Here is an 18908-nt window from a genome sequence, read left to right as displayed (position 1 = left end):
GGCGCGGGTTCCGGCCCTGGATCGGATTCCGAGGACGACGCGCCGGTCGCTGCCCGGCCGCTCATTCGGGGCGCGACTCCAGCACGTAGCCCATGCCGCGCACGGTATGCAGCAGCTTCGCGTCGAAGGGATCGTCCAGCTTGCCGCGCAGGCGGCGCACCGCCACGTCGATGACGTTGGTGTCGCTGTCGAAATTCATGTCCCAGACCTGCTCGGCCAGCGTGGTGCGCGACAGCACCTGGCCCTGGCGGCGCAGCAGCAGCACGAGCAGGTTGAATTCCTTGGCGGTCAGGTCCAGGCGGCGGCCGTCGCGCTGGGCGCGGCGTCGGGCCAGGTCCAGTTCCAGGCCGGCCAGGCGCAGGACAGAAGGCTCTTGCGCGCGGCCACGGCGCAGCAGCGCCTGCACCCGCGCGAGGAATTCGGAAAAGGCGAAGGGCTTGACCAGGTAGTCGTCGGCGCCGCCTTCCAGCCCGCGCACGCGGTCTTCGACGGCGTCGCGCGCGGTCAGCATGAGGATGGGCGTGTCCTTGTGCTCGCGCACCGAGGCCAGGATCTCGAAGCCGTCCACGCCGGGCAGCATGACGTCCAGGATGATGAGGTCGTAGTTGCCCTGCAGCGCGAGATGGCGGCCGTCCACGCCGTCGCGGGCCAGGTCCACGACGTGGCTTTGCTCCGACAGGCCTTTTTTCAGGTAGTCGGCCAGCTTGGGTTCGTCTTCGATGACCAGGATGCGCATGGCCGGAATGTACCATCCGGCCCGCGCGCGCGGCGCATCGCGCCGCGAAATCAGACGCTGCCTTCCACCGCGATCCGTTCGGGCGGGAAGCGCAGCGCGAAGGTGCTGCCCTTGCCGGGTTCGCTGCTGATCAGCAGCTCGGCGTCGTGCCGCATGGCGATGTGCTTGGTGATGGCCAGGCCCAGTCCGGTGCCGCCGACGGCGCGCGAACGGCCCCGATCCACGCGGTAGAAGCGCTCGGTCAGCCGGGGGATGTGGCGGGCCGGGATGCCGATGCCGGTGTCCTGCACGCTGTAGTGCGCGCCGCCGTCGTCCTCGCGTTCCCAGCGCACGGTGATGGTGCCGCCGTCGGGGGTGTAGCGCACGGCGTTGGTCAGCAGGTTGGACAGCGCCGAGGTCAGCTCGGTCTCCGCGCCCAGCACGTCCAGGGACTCGTCCACATGCCATTCCAGCTTGTGGCGTCCGCCGGACAGGGCTTCGATCTGCTGGCGCGCCTTCTGCAGCAGCGCGCCGATGTTCACCGCCCGCGGGTCGCCGCCGGGCGAGGATTCCAGCGTGGACAGGGTCAGCAGGTCCTCGACGATGGCCTGCATGCGCTGGGCCTGCTCGTGCATCATGTCCAGGTACTGCGCGCGCTGCTCGGCGGGCAGGGCGTCGTCGGGCATGTCGCGCAGTGTCTCCAGGAAGCCCGCCAGCACCGTCAGCGGCGTGCGCAGCTCGTGCGAGACATTGGCGACGAAGTCGCGGCGGGTGGTTTCCAGCCGTTCGATCTGGGTGACGTCGCGCGTGATCAGCAGCCGCTGGTTGCTGGCGTAGGCCGTGAGCTGCATCATCATCAGCCGTTCCTGGCCGTTCTGGCCCAGCCGCACCAGGATCGGATCGGGCCAGGAAGCGCGGTGCGCGTATTCGACGAACTCTGGCGCGCGCAGCAGGTTCAGCAGGTTGTGGCCGCGGTCGGCCGGCAGGCGCAGGCCCAGGTGCTGACGCGCCATGCGGTTGCACCAGTCGATCTGGAAATCCTCATTGAGCGTCACGGCGCCGTCGGGCAGGGTCTGGGCCGCGGCCAGCATGCCCTGCATGGTGTCGCGGGTCTCGGCCAGTTCACGGGCGCGGGCGCGGGTGTAGCGGTACAGCGGCGCCAGGATGTCGTCCCAGGGGCCTACCGAGGCCGGCGGGGACGTATCGGGATGGTGGGCCCAGTGGGACACCAGGTGCAGCCGCCAGCTGCGCCACAGCAGCATGGCGACCATGGCGACGCTGAAGACGATCCAGCCTGCCGGGTCTCCGATGAGCCAGTGCGCCAGCAGCGCCGCGACCGCCCACAGGGCGACCAGGAAAAGGGTGCGCAGCCAGATCATCGTGGGAGGAAGTCTTAGCGTGCAGGAACCTGTGCCGTGAAGCGGTAGCCGCTGCCGCGCACCGTTTCGACGTGGGCGTCGTGGCCGCTGGGCTCCAGCGCCTTGCGCAGGCGGCGGATATGGACGTCGACGGTGCGTTCCTCGACGAACACGTGGTCGCCCCAGACCTGGTCGAGCAGCTGCGAGCGCGAGAACACGCGTTCCGGATGCGTCATGAAGAAATGCAGCAGGCGGAATTCCGTGGGGCCGATCTGCAGCGACTGGCTGTTGCCGGACAGGCGGTGCGTGACCGGGTCCAGCTTCAGGCCGCCCACGTCGATGACGTCGTCGGTGAGCTGGGGCGCGCGGCGGCGCAGCACGGCCTTGATGCGGGCCATCAGCTCCTTGGGCGAGAAGGGCTTGGTGATGTAGTCGTCGGCGCCGGCTTCCAGGCCGTCGACCTTGTCCTGCTCGGAGCCCTTGGCGGTGAGCATGATGACCGGGACGGCGCGGGTGCGTTCGTCGTTGCGCAGCTTGCGCGCGACGGCCAGGCCGGAGGTGCCGGGCAGCATCCAGTCCAGCAGGATCAGGTCGGGCAGCTCGGCGCGGATCAGGGTCTGGGCCTGGTCGGCGTCGAAGGCGCGCAGCACCTTGTGTCCGGCGAAGGACAGGTTGACGGCGATCAGTTCCTGGATGGCGGGTTCGTCTTCGACGACGAGAATGGTGCTGGACATGGTGGCTGTTTGGGCACGATGCGGAGCGCCGGCGCGGCGCGAACATTGCGATAGTATGGCCGCAATATTTCAGGTATGTGACCGTAGCGCAATAGTATGGCGCGTGGCGGGCCGCCTCCGTGCGTCCGATAGGCTACCATTGGGCGATATATCGGGAATTCACTATGCAAACCCCCTCCGAATCGCAACATTCCGCGGATTCCGCCTCGCAATCCACGCATTTCGGCTTCCAGACCGTGCCGGAAGGCGACAAAGCCCGCAAAGTCGCCGAAGTCTTCCATTCCGTGGCCCAGCGCTACGACATCATGAATGATTTCATGTCGGCCGGGCTGCACCGCGTCTGGAAGGCCTTCACCATCGGCCGCGCCGCGATCCGTCCTGGCATGAAGGTGCTGGACATCGCCGGCGGCACGGGCGACCTGGCGCGCGCCTTCGCCAAGCGCGCCGGTCCGGACGGGGAAGTCTGGCTGACCGACATCAACGATTCCATGCTGCGCGTGGGCCGCGACCGTCTGACCGACGCCGGCCAGATCGTCCCGGCCGCCGTCTGCGACGCCGAGCGCCTGCCGTTCCCCACCGGCTATTTCGACCGCGTCAGCGTGGCCTTCGGCCTGCGCAACATGACCCACAAGGACCGCGCGCTGGCCGAGATGACCCGGGTGCTCAAGCCGGGCGGCAAGCTGCTGGTGCTGGAATTCTCCCGCATCGCCAAGCCGCTGGCGCCGGTCTATGATTGGTATTCTTTCAACGTGTTGCCCTGGTTGGGCAAGACCGTCGCCAAGGATGAGGCCAGCTACCGCTACCTGGCGGAATCGATCCGCATGCATCCCGACCAGGAAACCCTGGCCGACATGATGCGCACGGCCGGTCTGGAGCGCGTGCAGTACTTCAATCTGACCGCCGGCATCGCCGCGCTGCACGAGGGTGTGCGCCTGGGCTGATATCCCCACTTTTTTCGGACGACCCCCTTACCCACAGGGAACTTGTGGGGCGGGATCTTGTCCGTTATTCTTATGCAATTCAGATTGTTGTAAGGAAAATTCGCGGGTGCGGCGCTACGGGGCGCCGCCTTCGCGAGTACGAGGAGCACACCAACCATGACCAAATTCTGTCTTTCGCGGTTTTTCGCCGCAGCGCTGATCGCCGTTTCCGGCGCGGCGCTGGTGACGGCTTCGTTTGACGCCGAGGCGCGCCGCGCTGGCGGCGGCAGCAGCGTGGGCCGTCAGTCCAGCAACGTGACCCAGCAGCGCCAGGCCACCACGCCGCCGGCCGCCGGCAGCAACACCGCCGGCGCCACCGCCGCGCCGGCAGCCGCCGGCGCCGCCACGGCGGGCGCGGCCACGGCCGGCGCCGCGGCCAAGAGCGGCGCCTCGCGCTGGCTCGGCCCCATCGCCGGCATCGCCGCCGGCCTGGGCATCGCCGCGCTGCTTTCCAGCATGGGCCTGTCCGGCGCCTTCGCCGAGTTCCTGTCGTCCGCGTTGCTGATCGCGCTGGCCGTCTTCGCCGTGTTGTTCATCGTGCGCCGCCTGCGTGGCGCCGCCCCGCGTCCGGCCACGCAGTCCGCCTTCGGCGGCGCGGGTCAGGCCCCCGGCCAGCCGCAGCAACAGCCCATGTGGCGTGAGACGCTGCAGCCGGCTCCGGCGGCTCCCGCCGCGCCTGTGGCCGCTGCCGCTGCCGCGCCCGCCGCGGCCGCGCTGCCCAAGGCTGGTGAAGACGGCAACTGGTACGTGCCGGGCGACTTCGACACCGTCAGCTTCCTCAAGCAGGCCAAGGAGCAGTTCGTGCGCATCCAGGCCGTCTGGGACAGCGGCGAAACCGACCGCCTGCGCGAGTTCCTGACCGACGACCTGATCGTCGAACTCAAGCCGCAGCTGGCCGAACGCGGTGGCGCCGCCAACAAGACCGAAGTGGTCCTGCTGAATGCCGAACTGCTGGGCATCGAGACCGTTTCCGACGGCCACCTGGCCAGCGTCCGCTTCTCGGGCATGCTGCGCGAGGCACCCGGCGCCGAGGCCTTCCGCTTCGAGGAAGTCTGGAACCTGTTCAAGCCCGCCAACGGCGGCTGGTTGCTGGCCGGCATCCAGCAGATCCCGGTCGACTACGCCAGCTGAGCCTGACGTCTGCTGCACCGATCCGGACGGCCCTGGCCGTCCGGTCCCAACCGGCCCTTCTGGGCCGGTTTTTCCATGTCCGGGCGCAAAGCCACGCTACGCCCCGACCCGTTACACTCCAGGCTTGCCCACTGTAAAAAACCGGCAACCCCGCCCCTTGGCCGTTGCCGATTGCCTTTCATGCTGCCTCTTCCGTTCCTGCCCACGCCGTCACGCTTGGCCACCCAGGCGCTCAACATGCTGTTGAAGCGCGAAGACTGGGCGCGCGAGCGCCTGGTCCGCCACGCCGGCAAGACGGTGCGCTTCGCGCTGGGCGGATTCTCGCTGGGCCTGACCATCGGCAGCGACGGGCTGGCGGAGCTGTCCGATCCGGCCGTGGTGCCGGATGTGACGCTGACCGTCTCACCCGAAAAACTGTCGCTGCCGCGCCTGTCCGGCGGCGAGGCACCGGACATGGCCGAGGCCACGCATATTTCCGGCGACGCGGCGCTGGCCCAGGTGGTGGCCGACCTGTCCAAGCAGTTGCGCTGGGATCCCGAAGACGCGCTGGCGCGCGTGGTGGGCGACATCGCCGCGCTGCGCCTGGTGGGCGGGGCGCGCAGGCTGGCGGGCGGCACGTTGCAGGCCGGCCAGCGCGCGGCCGAGAATGTGTCCGAATACCTGGCCGAGGAAAGCGGCCTGCTGCTGGGCCGTCCGGCGCTGGCGCAATGGCGCCTGGACCTGGCCGAGCTGGACGCGCGCGCCGAGGCGCTGGCGCGGTCCGCCGCCGTTCTGCAGACGAAACTGGCCGCCGCTGGCGCCAAGCGGGGCGCCTGATCCATGTTCCCCCTGCTGCGCCTGCTACGCATCATCCTGGTTTCCCTGCGCTACGGCCTGGACGAGCTGGTGCTTTCCAGCCTGAACCACCCGCTGGCCACCTGCCTGCTGCGCGTCATGCGGCTGGGCACTCGTCCGCGCCAGCCACGCGGACTGCGGTTGCGCCTGGCGCTGGAGTCGCTGGGCCCCATCTTCGTCAAGTTCGGCCAGGTGCTGTCCACCCGCCGCGACCTGATTCCGGCCGATATCGCCAATGAACTCGCGCTGCTGCAGGACCGCGTGCCGCCGTTCCCGTCGGCCCAGGCCGCCGCCTGCGTCGAGGCCGCGCTCGGCGCGCCGCCGGACAAGCTGTTCGCGCAATTCGATGTCGATCCGGTGGCCTCGGCCTCGATCGCCCAGGTGCACTTCGCGGTGCTGCACGACGGCCGCGAGGTGGCGGTCAAGGTGCTGCGCCCGGGCATGCTGAGCATCATCGAAAAGGACCTGTCGCTGCTGAAGATCGTGGCCCGCATCATCGAGCGGCTGGGGCCGGACGGCCGCCGCCTGAAGCCGCGCGAGGTGGTGGCGGAATTCGACAAGTACCTGCATGACGAGCTGGACCTGGTGCGCGAGGCCTCCAACTGCAGCCAGCTGCGCCGCAATTTCGGCCCCGAATCGGGCCGTGGCGACATGCTGATCGTGCCCGAGGTGATCTGGGAATACACCGCCGCCACCGTGTTCACCATGCAGCGCATGTACGGCATGCCGGTGGGGCAGGTCGAGCGCATGCGCGCGGCCGGCATCGACATTCCCACGCTGGCCCGCACTGGCGTCGAGATCTTCTTCACCCAGGTGTTCACCGACGGCTTCTTCCACGCCGACATGCACCCGGGCAACATCTACGTGTCCGACCGGCCCGAGACGCTGGGCAGCTATATCGCGCTGGACTTCGGCATCGTCGGCTCGCTGTCCGAGTTCGACAAGAACTACCTGGCGCAGAATTTCCTGGCCTTCTTCCACCGCGACTACCGCCGCGTGGCGCAGCTGCACATCGAGTCCGGCTGGGTGCCGCCCGACACGCGCGAGGAAGAGCTGGAGGGTGCGGTGCGCGCCGTGTGCGAGCCGTACTTCGATCGGCCGCTGTCCGAAATCTCGCTGGGCCAGGTGCTGCTGCGCCTGTTCCAGACCTCGCGGCGCTTCAATGTCGAGATCCAGCCGCAGTTGGTGCTGCTGCAGAAGACGCTACTCAACGTCGAGGGCCTGGGACGGCAGTTGGATCCCAATCTCGATCTCTGGAAGACGGCCAAGCCCTATCTGGAACGCTGGATGCGCCAGCGCGTCGGCATCAAGGGCCTGCGCCAGAGTCTGGAAAAGGAAGCGGCGCAGTGGTCGCAGATGCTGCCGGCGCTGCCCAGGCTGGTCCACGACCATCTCAACCGCCCGAACGTCTCGCCCGCCCTGCTGGCCGAAATGGTCCAGCTGCGCCGGGCGCAAGAGCAGAACAACCGGCTCGTCGCGGCCCTGGTCGGCGTGATCGCGCTGGCTGTCGGGGTGGCGCTGTGGGCATTGACCCGGTAGGCGGCGCGATGCTCTAGACGGTTCCTGTCATGTTTCGTTCATGAAACAGTCATCATAGCTTCGCGGGACGCGGCGAAAAATAGCGCTCGCGGGAGTCGGCGCCACCCAGGCTCCATCCTGCGCCGCGCGCAGACGGAACATGCCGCCCGCAGGCGCGTAGCGCGGCTTCCAGGCCGCGGCGCCATTCGATTTATTTCTATAGCCCCACGCGGGACATATACAAGGGCAGACCATGCTTTATCCTGAACTCTTCAAGACCATGGAAGCCGTGCGCTGGAACATGGCGCATGACATCCCCTGGGATGATTTTGATCGCAGCAAGCTCTCGGACGAGCAGGCCCAGACGATCAAGATGAACGCCATCACCGAATGGGCGGCGCTTCCTGCGACGGAGATGTTCCTGCGCGACAATCGCGGCGACAGCGATTTCTGCGCATTCATGTCGGTCTGGTTCTTTGAAGAGCAGAAGCATTCCCTGGTGCTGATCGAATACCTGCGCCGCTTCCGCCCGGACCTGATGCCGACCGAGGAAGAGCTGCACAAGGTGCGCTTTGAATTCGATCCGGCGCCCGAGCTGGAAACCCTGATGCTGCATTTCTGCGGCGAGGTGCGTCTGAACCACTGGTACCGCCGCGCCGCCGAATGGCATACCGAGCCGGTCATCAAGGCCATCTACAAGACCGTGGCGCAGGACGAGGCCCGCCACGCCGGCGCCTACCTGCAATACATGCGCCGCGCGCTGCATGATCGTGGCCAGGAAACCAGCGAGCAGGCCCGCCTGGCGTTCTCGAAGATCGGCGTGCTGATGGCGTCGGCCGCGCGCACGCAGCAGGCGTTGCACCCGACCAACCTGCACGTGAACAAGCAGCTGTTCCCCAACGACACGGTGCAGTCGCGCCTGCCCGAGCCGGGCTGGCTGGAGCACTGGCTGGACACGCAGATCCGCTTCGATGGCGTCTGGGAGCAGAAGGTCGCCTCGCGCATCCTGCACATCCTGTCCAAGCTGATGGACCGCAGCTTCGAGACCGTCAAGGATCTGAATCGCTACCGCAAGGAAATGACGGCGCTGCTCGTCCCCAAGGAAAAGGAAATCATCCTGGCGGGCGCCTGACCGCTACAATCCGGCCATGACCGCCCGTTTCGAATCCAAGATCCTGTCCCGCGGAGACTGCGTCGCCGCCGTCGCCGCCGGCCGCTATGCGCGCCCGCTGGTGTTCACCAATGGCGTCTTCGACATCCTGCATCGCGGGCACGCCACCTACCTGGATCAGGCGGCCCAGCTGGGCGGCACGCTGATCGTGGCGGTCAACACCGACGAATCCGTGCGCCGCCTGGGCAAGGGCGCCGAGCGCCCGCTCAACCGCATGGAGGACCGCGCCGCGCTGCTGGCGGCGCTGGGCTGCGTCGCCGTGGTGACCTCGTTCCATGAGGACACGCCCGAGGTCCTGATCGGCCAGTTGAAGCCCGACCTGATCGTCAAGGGCGGCGACTACGACATGGAAACACTGCCCGAGACCGCGCTGGTCAAGAGCTGGGGCGGCCGCGCGGTGGCGATCCCGTTCGAGTTCGAGCGTTCCACGACGGCGCTGGTGAAGAAGATTCAGGGCGGCTGAGCGGTCGCGCGTCGATCCTGCAAAGCAAAAAAGAAGGCGACCCGATCGGGCCGCCTTTGTCATCTGCGCGCGGCGCTGGCCGCGATCAGAATTTCCAGCGCAGCGTCATCGACGCGGTCTGGTCGCGGTTGCCCGAACCGAACTGTCCGCTGTAGCCCACCGCCAGCGTGGTGTTGCGCGACAGGTTGCCGTCCAGGCCCAGCTCGACCAGCGCCGCGTTGCGGGCGATGGGCGCGCCGGTCACCGAGAACGAATCGCCGCCGGCGAAGGCCATGGTGGTGCTGGGTTGCACGTCGCCGAAGGTATGCCGCCAGCCCAGGCCGGCACGGAGCGCTGCGCTGATCGAGCCCAGCATGATGTCCTGGCGGCCGCGCAGGCCCAGCGTGGTGGTGGTCAGGGCGTTGCGCTGGCTCTGGCCGGACAGGGCCGCGTAGCCGCCCGATTCGGAGAAGCCACGGATGCGCTGGTCGCTCCAGGTCAGGCCCGCGTACGGTTCCAGCGTCAGCGCCGGCGAGACGCGCATGGCGTAACCCAGCTCGGTGAACAGCTGCGCGGTGCTGGCGCCGTAATCGGCCTGCAGTTTCTGCGTGCCGCCGCCGATCCGGACCATGCGTTCGGTGCTCAGGTCGTGCCAGGTATAGGCGCCGCCGGCCAGGAAGTTCAGCTTGCCCGCGCCCGCCTCGAAGGACTTGCCGGCGTACAGGGTCAGGCTGTAGTTGCTGATGTCGGCCTTGGAATCGACGGCGTCGGCGCGCGCGCGCGAGTCGGTGTAGCCCACCGCGCCGCCCATGCGCCAGCCGCCGCCCAGCGGGCGGTCCGCGCCCATGTAAAGGCCGCCGGTGTGCTGGCGCACCTCGGCGGTGTTGCTGGTGGAACTGCTGCGCTGCCAGTTGCCGATGACCTGGGCCCAGACCGGGCGCACGGTCGAACCGGGCAGCGTGGCCGCGTCGGGCGCCGCATCGCTGGCGCCCGCGGCGGCGCTCGGCTGGCCGGGCAGCAGGGAGGCGCTCAGGTTGCTGCGGAAGTGTTCCAGCGGCAGCGTCGCGGACGTGTTGGCGACGTTGCGCAGCGACGCGGCGTTGCTGGCATGGGTTTCGCCGGACAGCGAGTTGAACGTCGGCGCGGGCGCGCCCACGGGCAGGTTGAGCACGGCCTGGTACAGCGGATTGCTGGTGGGCAGGCTCTGGACGCCGCGTGCCGCCGCGCGCTGGTTGCTGGTGTAGGCCAGGTCCTCGAAGCGGATGGGGCGGTCGGGGGTGACGGGATCCGGGTCGGGCTTGGGCGCCTGGCGCAGGGCCAGCGTCAGCACCACCGTGTTGCCTTCGTTGGCCACGGTGGGCTTGAGATAGGCCAGGTTGGAGGTGGTCGACATGAACTTGTTGCTCAAGGTCTGCGCCGTCAGGATGGTGTAGCGCGTGCTTTCCGCATACGTGCCCGTGCCGGCGACCACGCTGACCGTGCCGTGTATTTGCGCCTTGCCGTTGACATCGAGGCGGTCGGCGGCGGTGGGGGTGGCGCGGACTTCGAAGGTGTCGCCGGGGCCCAGGTACAGGTCGCCCGTCATGGAAGCGGTGGTGGGCTTGCCATCCGCGCTGTTCAGCGCCAGCGTGTTGCGGCCGGTCGACAGGACATAGCCGGTGATGTTCGATCCGTTCGCCAGTTCCAGGCGATTGCCGTCGCCGGTCAGCTTGATCGCCGCGGCCGGCGAGCCGTCGATGTTCTTGCCTCCGCTGATAGTGCCGTAGTTGACGATGTAGACGTTGTCCTTGGCGACGACACCCGTGCCGCCGGCGCCGGCGCTGTATGGACTGCCGGAGTAATTGTTGTTGTCGGCGGCTTCGCCACCCTTGATCTGGCCACGGTTGATCAGGTCGGGCAAGCTGAGCGGAGCGCCAGACGGGCGCGGCGTGTTCGAGCCCGTCGTGATGACGATGCCGTTGCCGCCGTCGCCGCCGCGGGAATTGCGGGTCGAGCTGAAGCCGCCCGCGCCGCCGGTGATGGAGCCTTCGTTGACCATGCGACCACTGCGCAGCACGGCGCCGTCTCCGCCCTTGCCGCCGGGCGCGGGGCCGGATGGGGAGTCGTTGTCGTTGTACCCGCCTTGTCCGCCAACAATCAAGCCAGCATTCTGGACGCTGCCTTTGTCCAGGTACAGCCCGGCGCCGCCGCTGCCGCCGCTGCCGCCCATCGAATAGGTGGCGTCGCCGCCGACCAATTGCCCGTTGGCGGCGACATCGACCTTGCCATCCATCACGATCAGGCCGTCCCCGCCGCCGCCGCCGCCTTCCGCCTGCGAATAGCCGATCCAGCCCGGGCCCCCGATGAGGTTGGACCGGACCGTGATGGTGGCATTGGCGCCGCCGAAGTAGGCTGCCGCGCCGCCGCCGCCGCCGCCGCCGGTGGGGGCGGTACCGCCCACGCCGCCTTGGACGATGGCGGTGAATTCACGGACGGTGTTGGCGGACAGGTCGGACACGGTGACTTTGCCGTCGTTTGGGTCGATGTTCTCACCCTTGCCCTGGTTTTCCCAGCCGCCGCCCTTGCCGCCCGGCTTGTCGCCAGCGCCGCCGGCGCCGCCGGCCAGGGCCTGGCTGGCGGCCAGGGTCAGCGCGGCGCTCAATAGCGCGGTGGTCAACCGGGGCAGGAACGGGGGGCGAGGCGTTGGCGTCAGCGCGATCTGACTGTCGGAAGCGCGGGCATAGTGTGTAGTCATGGAGGCGTCGTCTCATGGAACGAAGCATCGGACGGCCTCGTTCTGCGGCGCGAATCGTAACAGGTTAAGAAACAAAGTTTCTTATCATTTCTCACTATGTCGCAAGAATGCTACTGCTTTGCAGGGGTTTTCAGCGCGGCTCGCGCAGCAGCCGGTTGATCGCTTCCAGGTCGGTCTCGGCCAGGATGCCGCTGACCGCCTTCAGCCGCAGCCCGGACAGCAGCGTGGTGTAGCGCGCCAGCGCCAGATCGCGCTGGGTGGCATAGAGCTGCTGCTGGGCATTGAGCACGTCCAGGCTGATGCGCACGCCCACTTCGTAGCCGGTGCGGTTGGCCTCGACCGAGGCGCGGCTGGATTTCTCGCCGGCCTCCAGCGCGTCGATGCGCGCCAGGCCGCTGGTCACGCCCGTGTAGTGCTGGCGCGCGGCCTGGACGGCCTGGCGTCGGGCGGCCTCGAAATCGTGCCGCGCCTTCTGTTCGAGCTGCACCCGCTCGGTCACCTGGGACGAGACGCCGCCGCCCGAATACAGCGGAATCGACAGCACCACGCCCACGCTGTTGTTGATGGGCTTGCCGGGCGCGCCGCTGCCGTTGCTCATGACCGCGTCGCTGGCGCTGCCGCTGGTGGCGCGCAGGTTCACGGTGGGGTAGTGGCCGCTCCTGGCGATCTGGATGTCGCGGCCGGCAATTCGGGTCTGGAGCTGGGCGCGCAGCACGTCCAGGCTGGAGGCTTCGGCCTGCGTGCTCCAGTCGTTCAGCCGGGCCGGCTGGGGCGAGGGCAGGCGCACGCCGGGCGGCAGCTCCGCCAGCGCGCCGGCAGGCGAGCCCAGGATCTGGGCCAGCACGTCGCGGCGCACGTCCAGATCGTTCTGCAGCCGCAGTTCCTGCGCCAGCACCAGGTCGTAGCGCGCCTGCGCCTCGTAGGTATCGGTGATGGTGGCGTTGCCCAGCTCGAAATTGCGCTTGGCCGATTCCAGCTGTCCCGCGACGGCGGCCTTCTCGGCTTCGGTCGCCGTCAGGGCGTCCTGCGCGTAGAGCACGTTGAAATAGGCTTCGGCCACGCGCAGCAGCAGATCCTGGAAGGCCTGCTGCAGCCGCACTTCGGCGTCGGCGGTCAGCAGCTTGGATTGCTCGTAGGCCTGCCAGCGCGACCAGTTGAACAGCGGCTGCGTCAGCGCCAGGTCCCAGGTGCCGCGGCTGCCGCTGTAGGCCATGCCGAAGCCCTGCGTGCTGCGGGTTTCGCGGTAGGCGCCGCCGGCCTCGGCGCTGATCTGCGGCAACAGTCCGGCGCGGGCCTGGGGTTCCTTTTCCAGGCTGGCGCGGTAGTTGGCACGCGCGGCGGCATAGACCGGGTCGCTGCCCAGCGCGGTGCGCCAGACCTGCATCAGGTCGTCGGCGGCGTGGGCGCGCGACGGACCGACGCTTGCGGCGCAGGTGAAGACCAGTAATGCCGTAAGCGATCGGACGCGCATGATGTTTCGTGGGAGTCGTGCGGCTCCAGGACGTCCGCCCCGCATCCCCGCGCCGGGCGGGGACGGCGCGGGCGGCGCCGGATCAGAACTTGAACTGGGACACCGTCGCGCCGCGCAGCGGCTTGATGACGGTTTCGAACAGGTTGACGGTTTCGAAGCTGGCGGCCGTGGTGCGGGTGATGCGACAGGCGGTCATGACGGGCGCCTGGCCCACGATGACGACCAGGCGGCCGCCCACGCGCAGCTGGTACTTGAGCGCGTCAGGCACGGCCGGCACCGAGCCGGTCACCAGGATGGCGTCGTATTCGGTCGAGCCCCAGCCGTTGCGGGCGTCGCCGGTTTCGACCTTGACGTTGGTGACGTTGTTCATCTGCAGGTTCTGCTGCGCGAAGGTCACCAGGCGGCTGTCGATCTCGACCGAGGTCACCTGCTGCGCCAGATAGCCCAGCAGCGCGGCCTGGTAGCCCGAGCCGGTGCCGATTTCCAGCACGCAGTCCGACTTGGTCAGCTGAAGTTCCTGCGCCAGGCGCGCCTCGATCTTCGGGGCCAGCATGTTCTGCCGGGAGTCGACGCCGTTGATCTGCAGCGGGATCTCCAGGTCGGAGAACGCCAGCGCGCGCAGGGCCGGCGGAACGAACTGTTCGCGACGCACATCGAACAGGGCTTGCAGCACATTGGCGTCAAGCACGTCCCAGGGGCGGACCTGCTGTTCCACCATGTTGAAGCGGGCTTGTTCTACGTCGGGCAGGGTCGAAGCGTTCATGACGGTCAGAGAAAACAGAGGAATCAACTGACCATTGTACCGATTCGTAGCGTCCTGTGACGCCATGGGGCGCGGGCCCGGCCGGGGAGGGGTCAGGCCGCCTCCGGCCGGGGGCAATGTAACCGCGCGCCGCTCACCACCAGGCGTGGAAGTGGTGCACCGGGCCGTGGCCCGAGCCGGCCGACAGGCGGCCGGACTGGCGGATGGCTTCCGTCAGGTAGGCCTTGGCGCGGCGGGCCGCCTCGGGCACGTCGCCGGTCTGCGGCAGCAGCGCGGCCAGCGCGGCCGACAGGGTGCAGCCGGTGCCGTGCGTGTTGGCGGTCTCGATGCGGTGGCCGGGCAGTTCGATCATGCGGTCGCCGTCGTGCAGCAGGTCGATGGTGTCGTTGCCGGGCAGGTGGCCGCCCTTGACCATGACCCAGCGCTCGCCGTCATAGGCCATCTTGTTGCGCAGGCGCTCGGCCACGCGACGCATTTCCTTCACGCTTTCCACCGGCCGCTCTTCCAGCAGCACGCCGGCCTCGGGCAGGTTCGGGGTCAGCAGCGTGGCCTGGGGCAGCAGCGCCTCGCGCATGGCGCTCACGGCGTCGCGCTCGAGCAGCAGGTCGCCGCTCTTGGCCACCATGACCGGGTCCAGCACCACGTGGGCCGGCTTCCATTTGGCGAGCTTCTCCGCCACCACCAGCGTCACGGGCTGCTGGCCCAGCATGCCGATCTTGACCGCCGCGATCGGCACATCGGCGAACAGCGTGTCGATCTGCAGGCCGACGAAGGCCGGCGGCACGGGTGAAATGCCGGTCACGCCCTGCGTGTTCTGCGCCGTCAGCGCGGCGATCACGGCGCAGCCGTAGGCGCCCAGGGCGCTCATGGTCTTGACGTCGGCCAGGCTGCCGGCGCCGCCGGACGGATCGACGCCCGCGATGCTGAGCGTGTTGGGGATGGGGCGGGCGTTCATCGGGCGTGTCCTTGGCGCCGGGAGGCGGCGGCGTTCACTGCACGCCGAGGGGCGACGGCGTTCATTTCGCGGCGCCCGCGGCGATCAGGCCTTCGGTGGGCGAGCTGGGCGCGCCGCTGTAGAGCTTCTTCGGCATGCGGCCGGCCAGGAAGGCCTCGCGGCCGGACTCCACGCCCTTCTTCATGGCGCTGGCCATCAGGATCGGGTCGCGGGCGGCGGCGATGGCGGTGTTCATCAGCACGGCGTCGCAGCCCAGCTCCATGGCGATGGCGGCGTCGGACGCGGTGCCCACGCCGGCGTCGACCACGATGGGCACGCGCGCCTGGTCGATGATCAGGCGCAGGTTCCAGGGATTCAGGATGCCCATGCCCGAGCCGATCAGCGAGGCCAGCGGCATCACCGCCACGGCGCCCAGGTCTTCCAGCATGCGGCACTGGATGGGATCGTCGGTGCAATACACCATGACCTTGAAGCCTTCGTCGACCAGGGTCTTGGTGGCCTTGAGCGTTTCGGGCATGTTGGGGAACAGCGTGTGCGGATCGCCCAGCACTTCCAGCTTGACCAGGTCGTGGCCGTCCAGCAGCTCGCGCGCCAGCCGCAGCGTGCGGATGGCGTCGTCGGCGGTGTAGCAGCCGGCGGTATTGGGCAGCAGCGTGAATTTCGACGGCGGCACGTGGTCGAGCAGGCTGGGCTCGCCGGCATGCTGGCCGATGTTGGTGCGGCGGATGGCGACGGTGACGATCTCGGCGCCGCTGGCGTCCAGCGCCTGGCGGGTCTGTTCGAAATCCTTGTACTTGCCGGTGCCGACGAGCAGGCGCGACGAATAGGCGCGGCCGGCGATGGTGAGGGTGTCTTGGGTGGTCATGGCGGTGTTTCGAAGAGCGGGACCGGGAGCGGACCCGAGGGACGGTCTGAGCGTTGCACGAATGATAAAGCACGCGGCGGCGACGCTGGCGCGATGGGCGGAACGCGGCGTTCCACTATTTGCCGAACCCGGCGGAATTCCGTGGGGGCAGCGCCTATTGCCGCATCGCGTCCAGCGTCTCGCACAGCGCCTCGGCAGCATCGATCAGGCGGGGGCCGGGACGGTACAGGGCATCGGCGTCGATGCCGTACACATGGCCGGCCTGGGCGGCCGGCAGGCCCAGCTTGCGCCAGGCCGCGAGGTTGTTCGCCTTGTCTTCCTGCCGCGACACGCCCGCCAGCACGGCGTCGGGCCGGGCCGCCAGCACGCTTTCCAGCGACACCTGGGGCGCCACCACGGGCGAGTCGGCGAAGACGTTGACGCCGCCGCACAAGCGCAGGGCGTCGCTGACGATGCTGGTCCGGTTCAGCGTGTAGATGGGATCCAGCCCGGCCTGGATGAAGACCCGCAGCGGCCGGCGGTCGGCATGGCGCGCGGCCAGCCGGTCCAGCCGTTCGCGCAGCGCCCTGGCGGCGGGCCGAGCCTGGTCCTGGGTGCCGAACAGCTCGCCCATCCGTTCCACCGCGGCGGGGATGTCCGCCAGTGTCTGCGGGTCGCTGTAGTAGACCGGCACGCCCAGCTTGTCCATGACGCGGACCAGCGGTTCGGCGGCGGCCGGTTGCCAGGCGATGATCAGGTCGGGCCGGACGGCGGTCACGCGTTCCGCGTCGGGTTGCGTGCCGTCGCCGATGACCGGCAGCGCGCGCGCGGCCGGCGGATAGTCGCTGCCACGGATCGTGGCGGCGATACGGTCGCCGGCGCCAGCCGCGTAGACCAGCTCGGTGGCATGCGGCGCCAGCGTCACCGCCCGGCGCGCGGGCTCGGCCAGCACGACTGCGCGGCCACGGTCGTCCTGGACCCGGATCGGCGCAGTCTGCGCCTGTGCCGATCCCGCGAGCACCGCCATGCCAAGCCCGAAGGCAGGCAGCAAGCCACTCATTACTTGCCCATAGCGCCAAATGCTCCGCATGAAGCAGACGCCACTCCAGAGGGATGCCGCGGAGCCGGCTTTGCCGGTCCGCAGGCATGCTCCCTTGAGGGGGAAGCGCGCAGCGCTTCGGGGGTGGGCTTTCACTCTAGTAGCGCAACGTCAGCGAAGCGTAGAAGTTGCGGCCAGGCGCTGGGTACAGGTTGTAGCGCGCCGTGGAGCCCAGGTACTGGAAGTCCGTGTTGGCGCCGCGCACGCCGTAGCTGGCGTACTTGCGATCCAGAATGTTGTTCACGCCCACCGCGCCTTCGATGTTGCGGGTGAACTTGTAGGCCAGCTTGGTGTTGAACAGCACATAGGCGTTCAGTTCCTCGCCGAACTGGTTGGCCTGGTCGTTGTCCATGCGCGACTTGCCGACGTACTGGGCCGACACGTTCCACAGCAGCGCATCGGTGGGACGCCAGGTCACGCCGGCGTTGGCCAGCCACTTCGGCACCAGCGGCACCTGTTTGCCGGCCAGGTCCACGCCGCTGTACGTGCCGGAACGGAACTTTGCCTCCATCCAGGTCAGGTTGGCGTCCAGCGTGATGCTGCTGGTCAGGGCATGGTGTCCTTCCAGCTCGATGCCCTGGCGGCGCGTCGGGTCGAGGTTGATGTTGCCGCCGGTGCCCGGACCCCAGATGCCATCGCCCAGCGGGTTGTACTGGATCTCGTTGCGCAGGTCGTAGCGGAACCAGGACAGGCGCGCGCTGCTCTTGTCCGACTTCCAGGTCAGGCCCAGTTCCTTGTCGGTGGAGGTTTGCGGCGCCAGCGGCGATTTCACCGACACCAGTTCGTCGGCGTTGGCCACGCGGAAGCTGCGGCCGACCTTGGCATAGGCGCCGAAGCCGGCGCCGATGTCCTGGCGCACGCCCAGCTGCCAGGCGGTCAGGTGGTTGCCACGGTCGGACGGCTGGTCCATGCCGGACAGGATCTCCACCTTGTCCGAGGCGTACTGACGGCGCAGGCCCAGTGTCACGAGCGTGCTCTCGGTGGCGCGAATCGTGCCCTCGGCGAACAGGCCGTACTGGCGCTGGCGCGATTCCCACTTCGCCGGCGTGGGCGAGTAATAGGCGTCCTGGGCCGAGGTGGTCTTGGCTTCCTGCGCGTCGGCGCCGAAGACCACGCTGTGGCCGCCGTTGATGGGCAGGCGGTAGCGCAGGCTGGCGAGGTTCTCGGTCAGCTTCTGGTCGCGCAGGATATCGCCGAAGCCGTCGTAGGACACGCCATCCAGCTTCTTCTGGCGGGAGGACGCGTCGGCGTACAGCGTGCCGGCGCCGATGGACTGTTCGACCTGCAGGCCGATGGTGGTCGTGGTGGTCCTGATGCGGTCGATGTCGTTCTTGGCGCCGCGCGGGTCGCTCTCGAACTCGTTCTTGCCGGTGTATGGATCGATCAGGCGCGAGCCTGGCAGGTCCAGGCGCTGCGTGGTGGTGTTGCCGTACAGGCGGATCGAGCCGTTGTCGTGGCGCAGCGTGATGCCGCCGCCGCCGCCCTCGCGGCGCTCGCCGCTGTGGTCGCGGTAGCCGTCGGTGCGCAGCGACTGCATGTAGGCGTCGACGCCGACCTTCTGGTTGTTCATGGCGATGGCCGCGTCATACTGGTGCAGGCCATAGCTGCCGAAGGTGGCGGTGGCGCGGGCGGTGACCGGTTCCTTGGAGAAGTCGCGGCGGGTGATGATGTTGATCACGCCGCCGGTGGTGCCGCCGCCGTATTGCACGGAGCCGCTGCCGCGCACGATTTCGATGCGTTCGACCTGGTCCAGCGGCACCACGCCGAGGTTGGGCGCGGACAGGTCGTTGGTGTTCTGCTTGACGCCGTCCACCAGGATGAGGGTGTTGCTGGCGCCGGTCATGCCGAAGCCGCGCAGGTCCACGATGGCGTTGTCGGTCGAACTGCTGGTGTTCAGCAGGTGGATGCCGGCCTGCGTGGACAGCAGGTCCTGCATGGTGCGCGCGCTGCTGGCGGCGATGTCCTCGGCGGTGATCACCGAGACCGCGACCGGCAGCGTGGCGGCGTCGGAAGGCACGCGCTGCGCCGTGACGGTGATGGGGCTGAGTTCCGTGGGGGCGGGAGTTTGCTGGGCGGCGGCCAGGGCCGGCGCGGAACAGAGCAGGACGCCGGCGCTGCGGCGAAGGGTACGGGCTTTCATCTGCATGACCTCGAAGCGA

The 18908-nt window shown here is 68.6% G+C and carries 16 protein-coding genes; 6 read left to right on the top strand and 10 right to left on the bottom strand.

What is annotated here, in order from left to right:
* Positions 1 to 61 precede the first annotated feature (61 nt).
* Genes AC6LJ5_RS08420 through phoB form a run of 3 tightly spaced genes read right to left on the bottom strand, consistent with a single transcriptional unit; the run spans position 62 to position 2807 of the window.
* Positions 62 to 736 carry a heavy metal response regulator transcription factor gene (locus AC6LJ5_RS08420; RefSeq protein WP_103272225.1) on the bottom strand — a complete coding sequence of 225 codons (675 nt, stop codon included), beginning with the start codon at positions 734 to 736 and terminating at the stop codon, positions 62 to 64.
* 50 nt (positions 737 to 786) lie between these two features.
* A complete protein-coding gene (gene phoR, locus AC6LJ5_RS08415; protein ID WP_498140257.1) occupies positions 787 to 2094 on the bottom strand; it encodes a phosphate regulon sensor histidine kinase PhoR in 1308 nt (435 codons plus the stop codon).
* Positions 2095 to 2108: 14 nt separating this feature from the next.
* Positions 2109 to 2807 (bottom strand): phosphate regulon transcriptional regulator PhoB, encoded by a 699-nt coding sequence (gene phoB / locus AC6LJ5_RS08410; protein ID WP_103272227.1) that lies wholly within the window; start codon positions 2805 to 2807, stop codon positions 2109 to 2111.
* A 164-nt stretch (positions 2808 to 2971) separates the two neighbouring features.
* Between phoB and ubiE the strand changes: the two genes are divergently transcribed.
* The 6 genes from ubiE (at position 2972) to rfaE2 (ending at position 8904) form a co-directional block, all read left to right on the top strand.
* Positions 2972 to 3748, top strand: a complete 777-nt coding sequence (gene ubiE / locus AC6LJ5_RS08405) for a bifunctional demethylmenaquinone methyltransferase/2-methoxy-6-polyprenyl-1,4-benzoquinol methylase UbiE (protein ID WP_103272228.1) — start codon at positions 2972 to 2974, stop codon at positions 3746 to 3748.
* 156 nt (positions 3749 to 3904) lie between these two features.
* A complete protein-coding gene (locus tag AC6LJ5_RS08400; RefSeq protein ID WP_498140256.1) occupies positions 3905 to 4918 on the top strand; it encodes a Tim44 domain-containing protein in 1014 nt (337 codons plus the stop codon).
* A 180-nt stretch (positions 4919 to 5098) separates the two neighbouring features.
* Positions 5099 to 5734: a ubiquinone biosynthesis accessory factor UbiJ gene (locus AC6LJ5_RS08395; protein ID WP_498140255.1), complete on the top strand. Its 636-nt coding sequence runs from the start codon at positions 5099 to 5101 to the stop codon at positions 5732 to 5734.
* Between the two features lie 3 nt (positions 5735 to 5737).
* Complete coding sequence (gene ubiB, locus AC6LJ5_RS08390) at positions 5738 to 7291, top strand: ubiquinone biosynthesis regulatory protein kinase UbiB (RefSeq protein WP_103272231.1); 1554 nt, start codon at positions 5738 to 5740, stop codon at positions 7289 to 7291.
* A 232-nt stretch (positions 7292 to 7523) separates the two neighbouring features.
* Complete coding sequence (locus AC6LJ5_RS08385) at positions 7524 to 8402, top strand: ferritin family protein (protein WP_103272232.1); 879 nt, start codon at positions 7524 to 7526, stop codon at positions 8400 to 8402.
* A 16-nt stretch (positions 8403 to 8418) separates the two neighbouring features.
* Complete coding sequence (gene rfaE2, locus AC6LJ5_RS08380) at positions 8419 to 8904, top strand: D-glycero-beta-D-manno-heptose 1-phosphate adenylyltransferase (protein WP_103272233.1); 486 nt, start codon at positions 8419 to 8421, stop codon at positions 8902 to 8904.
* An 85-nt stretch (positions 8905 to 8989) separates the two neighbouring features.
* Here rfaE2 and AC6LJ5_RS08375 read toward each other — a convergent pair whose 3' ends face one another.
* The 7 genes from AC6LJ5_RS08375 to AC6LJ5_RS08345 form a co-directional block, all read right to left on the bottom strand.
* The gene (locus AC6LJ5_RS08375) at positions 8990 to 11617 is read right to left on the bottom strand and encodes an autotransporter family protein (protein ID WP_498140254.1); all 2628 of its coding nucleotides are present in this window, start codon (positions 11615 to 11617) and stop codon (positions 8990 to 8992) included.
* 130 nt (positions 11618 to 11747) lie between these two features.
* Complete coding sequence (locus AC6LJ5_RS08370) at positions 11748 to 13088, bottom strand: TolC family outer membrane protein (protein ID WP_498140253.1); 1341 nt, start codon at positions 13086 to 13088, stop codon at positions 11748 to 11750.
* A gap of 82 nt (positions 13089 to 13170) precedes the next feature.
* Complete coding sequence (locus tag AC6LJ5_RS08365) at positions 13171 to 13851, bottom strand: protein-L-isoaspartate O-methyltransferase family protein (RefSeq protein ID WP_103272236.1); 681 nt, start codon at positions 13849 to 13851, stop codon at positions 13171 to 13173.
* A 133-nt stretch (positions 13852 to 13984) separates the two neighbouring features.
* Entirely contained in the window at positions 13985 to 14806 is an 822-nt protein-coding gene (gene thiD, locus AC6LJ5_RS08360; protein WP_103272237.1) for a bifunctional hydroxymethylpyrimidine kinase/phosphomethylpyrimidine kinase, read from the bottom strand.
* 61 nt (positions 14807 to 14867) lie between these two features.
* On the bottom strand, positions 14868 to 15671 hold the full coding sequence (locus AC6LJ5_RS08355) for a thiazole synthase (protein ID WP_103272238.1): 804 nt from the start codon (positions 15669 to 15671) through the stop codon (positions 14868 to 14870).
* 154 nt (positions 15672 to 15825) lie between these two features.
* Entirely contained in the window at positions 15826 to 16710 is an 885-nt protein-coding gene (locus tag AC6LJ5_RS08350; protein ID WP_498140252.1) for a cobalamin-binding protein, read from the bottom strand.
* Positions 16711 to 16846: 136 nt separating this feature from the next.
* Entirely contained in the window at positions 16847 to 18889 is a 2043-nt protein-coding gene (locus AC6LJ5_RS08345) for a TonB-dependent receptor (protein ID WP_498140251.1), read from the bottom strand.
* Positions 18890 to 18908: the final 19 nt, after the last annotated feature.

This window comes from Achromobacter sp. 1011791174, from assembly GCF_059760925.1.
The sequence above is the reverse complement of the archived record's forward strand: the minus strand, read 5'-3'. Positions and strand labels throughout refer to the sequence as shown.

Coding starts and splice junctions, on each gene's coding strand:
- AC6LJ5_RS08420 (WP_103272225.1), bottom strand. CDS start 736: ATGCGCATCCTGGTCATCGAAGACGAACCCAAGCTGGCCGACTACCTG.
- phoR (WP_498140257.1), bottom strand. CDS start 2,094: ATGATCTGGCTGCGCACCCTTTTCCTGGTCGCCCTGTGGGCGGTCGCG.
- phoB (WP_103272227.1), bottom strand. CDS start 2,807: ATGTCCAGCACCATTCTCGTCGTCGAAGACGAACCCGCCATCCAGGAA.
- ubiE (WP_103272228.1), top strand. CDS start 2,972: ATGCAAACCCCCTCCGAATCGCAACATTCCGCGGATTCCGCCTCGCAA.
- AC6LJ5_RS08400 (WP_498140256.1), top strand. CDS start 3,905: ATGACCAAATTCTGTCTTTCGCGGTTTTTCGCCGCAGCGCTGATCGCC.
- AC6LJ5_RS08395 (WP_498140255.1), top strand. CDS start 5,099: ATGCTGCCTCTTCCGTTCCTGCCCACGCCGTCACGCTTGGCCACCCAG.
- ubiB (WP_103272231.1), top strand. CDS start 5,738: ATGTTCCCCCTGCTGCGCCTGCTACGCATCATCCTGGTTTCCCTGCGC.
- AC6LJ5_RS08385 (WP_103272232.1), top strand. CDS start 7,524: ATGCTTTATCCTGAACTCTTCAAGACCATGGAAGCCGTGCGCTGGAAC.
- rfaE2 (WP_103272233.1), top strand. CDS start 8,419: ATGACCGCCCGTTTCGAATCCAAGATCCTGTCCCGCGGAGACTGCGTC.
- AC6LJ5_RS08375 (WP_498140254.1), bottom strand. CDS start 11,617: ATGACTACACACTATGCCCGCGCTTCCGACAGTCAGATCGCGCTGACG.
- AC6LJ5_RS08370 (WP_498140253.1), bottom strand. CDS start 13,088: ATGCGCGTCCGATCGCTTACGGCATTACTGGTCTTCACCTGCGCCGCA.
- AC6LJ5_RS08365 (WP_103272236.1), bottom strand. CDS start 13,851: ATGAACGCTTCGACCCTGCCCGACGTAGAACAAGCCCGCTTCAACATG.
- thiD (WP_103272237.1), bottom strand. CDS start 14,806: ATGAACGCCCGCCCCATCCCCAACACGCTCAGCATCGCGGGCGTCGAT.
- AC6LJ5_RS08355 (WP_103272238.1), bottom strand. CDS start 15,671: ATGACCACCCAAGACACCCTCACCATCGCCGGCCGCGCCTATTCGTCG.
- AC6LJ5_RS08350 (WP_498140252.1), bottom strand. CDS start 16,710: ATGAGTGGCTTGCTGCCTGCCTTCGGGCTTGGCATGGCGGTGCTCGCG.
- AC6LJ5_RS08345 (WP_498140251.1), bottom strand. CDS start 18,889: ATGAAAGCCCGTACCCTTCGCCGCAGCGCCGGCGTCCTGCTCTGTTCC.